We start from the raw sequence: 2719 nt of genomic DNA on the forward strand, positions 1-2719 counted from the left end.
GTGCCCACACGCTGGTGTGATCCGCGCGCTGAACAGCTTGCCGGCGCATGTCCAGAAGGACATCGGCTGGCCGGCATCGCCGCCGAACGATCCGCAGGTGACGCTCGCCTCGCTGCTTCTGGGTACGACGCGCTGATGACGTTCGCCGACAAATGCAAATTGCTCGGCATCCGCCGGGGATCTCGCACATCCCCGGTGGCCACCAGCAACCGATTGCGCGCGGCGCTTTTGCCGCGGCGCCGACGACAGCGCGCGGATCACACCAGCGTGTGGGCACAGCGTAAATCTTGACATTTTCGGCCAAGGTACGATCTTCGCTTGGAGGGGGAAATCTCTTAGTCGGCTGCCGCCGAAGTTCGTGTCTCCGCATGCCAAGTTTGAAAAGCCACGTCGTATCCTTCGTGCTCAGGCACAGCCGCAAGCAGGCCTTTTCCAGCCCGGAAAACTTGCGGCGCTGGATCGCGGCCGCGCGCAAAACCGAGGATCACCATCCACCGGCCGCGCTGCAGCAGCGTTACGACATCCAGACGCGCAGCGTGGACGGTTTCCCGGTCTACGAAATCGCCCCCCGGGCCGGAGAGCACAAGCGAATTCTCTACCTGCACGGCGGCGCCTATGTCTTTGAGATCACGCCCTATCACTGGTATCTGATCGCCGACATGGCCGACCGGCTGGGCTACGGCATCACCGTGCCGATCTATCCCATCGCACCGGAACACGATTTCCACGCCATGTTCGGCATGGTCGGCAATGTCTATCGCCAGATGATCGAGGAGACGGAGGCGGAAGAGATCATCTTCATGGGCGATTCCGCGGGTGGCAACATGGCGGTGGTACTGACCATGATGGCGGCGGAAGAGGGCCTGCCCCTACCCTCGCGCCATGTGCTGATTTCACCCGGGCTCGACGTCTCGCTCGCAAACCCCGAAGTGTTCGAGGCGGAGCGAAACGACCCATGGTTGGGCATTGCCGGTGGGCGGGAGGCAATCCGGCTCTATAGTGCCGGCATGGATCCGGCAGACTGGCGCATCAGCCCGGTCTATGGCGATCTGTCGGTGTTGCCGAAGACATTGCTCCTGACGGGCTCCCGCGATCTTCTCACACCCGACAATCTGATCTTCGCACAAAAAGCCCGCGCCGCCGGTGTCGAGGTGGAGCTGGTCTACGAGGAAGGCATGTTCCACGTTTGGCCGCTGATTGACATGCCCGAAGCGCGGCGCGCGCGCCAACACATCGTTGCTTTCCTGCGCGAGAGCTCTTCGCCGATCGTTCAAGGCACGGCGGCAAGGTTCAAGGCGCCCTCCGCGGAGGCCGCAGAGCAGCACCTCCAGTCCGGGTATCCCGGATAATCAGAACTTGCCGGTTTCCCGGAACACTTCGAAGGTCGCGCGGATGTGGTCGGCGACGGCCTTGACCGGCGCGCTGGCGTCCGGCGCCACCACCATGGCAAGATTGTAAGTGCCGATATCGGGCATGCCGTCCTTCGGGCAGAGTTCGACCATGTCATTGCCGAGGAACGAACGCGGCAGCGGCGCGACCGCGAGGTCGGCCATGATGGCGGCGCGCTGGCCGGCCGTATGGGCGCTCATGTAAGCGACGCGGTAATTGCGGCCCTCGCGGCCCAATGCCTCGAGCGCACCGGCCCGCCAGGCGCAGCCTTCTTCCCAAAGCGAAACCGGCAAAGGTTCGCGCAGATGCGCGCAGCCACCCTTGGCGCCGGCCCACACGATCGGCTCGGTCAAAAGCACCTCGGCGCCGAGCGCGCTGGTCTTGTACGAGTTCGTCAACAGCGTGATGTCGAGCGCCCGGTCGTCCATGCGGCGGCGCAGATTGCTGCTCTGGTCGATGGTGACGTCGACGGCGATCGAGGGATGCGACTGCGCGAAACGTTTCAGCACATGCGGCAGCACGCGCTCGCCATAGTCATCGGGGGAGCCCAGCCGCACAACGCCGACAATATCGGGGATGATGAACTTCGACACCACCTCGCGGTTGATCGACAAAAGCCGGCGGGCATAACCGAGCAGCATTTCGCCGTCCGTGGTCAGCGTTACCGAACGCGCATCGCGCGCGAACACCGAGCGGCCGAGAATATCCTCCAGCTTCTTGATCTGCATGGAGACGGCCGACGGCGTGCGGAACACCGCATTGGCCGCAGTGGTGAAACTGCCGGTCTCGGCAATCGCCACGAAAGTGCGCAAAACGTCGAGGTCGAGCAGCGGCAGCGGATGATTGAGCGGCGCGTTCATGTCGATCAGCCTTCAATTTTTCTGATACAAAGCATCATTCCATTTCGTTTGATTGAACATCAGATCAGGAGCATAGTCAACTCCATCGAAGCAGCATGCTGCCAAAAGCGGTCACCAAACGACCACGACGCAGACCTGCATTCGGCATGAAATGAAGCTGAAACAGACCTGACGTAACGCATTGCCGGCGCCTCCCGCGCCGCTGCAAAGGAGATCGAAATGTCTATCCTGTCGTCCCTCGGCCGCATCGCGACCGAATTCAACGCGGCCCGCGCCCGCTACCAGACCGAACGCGCCATCCGTTCCCTGCCGATCGAGTTGCAGAAAGATATCGGCTGGCCGGAAGCTTCCGACGCCAAGACCGGCATTCGCAATGGCGTTGGATCCTGGGCTGGAGCAAAGTAGATCGTGTGTACCCCGTGCTGAAGGCCTGCCGCGCAAACCGCCCGGCAGGCCTTCTCTATTTTATT

The 2719-nt window shown here is 62.4% G+C and carries 3 protein-coding genes; 2 read left to right on the plus strand and 1 reads right to left on the minus strand.

Annotated features, from left to right (window positions below):
* Positions 1 to 368 precede the first annotated feature (368 nt).
* Entirely contained in the window at positions 369 to 1349 is a 981-nt protein-coding gene (locus EOA36_RS32820; RefSeq protein WP_127280940.1) for an alpha/beta hydrolase, read from the plus strand.
* Here the strand turns inward: EOA36_RS32820 and EOA36_RS32825 are convergent, their stop codons facing one another.
* Positions 1350 to 2249 (minus strand): LysR substrate-binding domain-containing protein, encoded by a 900-nt coding sequence (locus EOA36_RS32825; RefSeq protein ID WP_015317416.1) that lies wholly within the window; start codon positions 2247 to 2249, stop codon positions 1350 to 1352.
* A gap of 219 nt (positions 2250 to 2468) precedes the next feature.
* On the opposite strand from EOA36_RS32825, the gene EOA36_RS32830 reads away from it, so the two are divergent.
* On the plus strand, positions 2469 to 2654 hold the full coding sequence (locus EOA36_RS32830; protein ID WP_127280941.1) for a hypothetical protein: 186 nt from the start codon (positions 2469 to 2471) through the stop codon (positions 2652 to 2654).
* The last annotated feature ends 65 nt before the right edge of the window (positions 2655 to 2719 follow it).

It is taken from the genome of Mesorhizobium sp. M8A.F.Ca.ET.021.01.1.1, assembly GCF_003998025.1.
Taxonomy (GTDB): domain Bacteria; phylum Pseudomonadota; class Alphaproteobacteria; order Rhizobiales; family Rhizobiaceae; genus Mesorhizobium.

Excerpts from the sequence above, each read along its gene's own strand:
- EOA36_RS32820 (WP_127280940.1), top strand. The coding sequence starts at position 369 with ATGCCAAGTTTGAAAAGCCACGTCGTATCCTTCGTGCTCAGGCACAGC.
- EOA36_RS32825 (WP_015317416.1), bottom strand. The coding sequence starts at position 2,249 with ATGAACGCGCCGCTCAATCATCCGCTGCCGCTGCTCGACCTCGACGTT.
- EOA36_RS32830 (WP_127280941.1), top strand. The coding sequence starts at position 2,469 with ATGTCTATCCTGTCGTCCCTCGGCCGCATCGCGACCGAATTCAACGCG.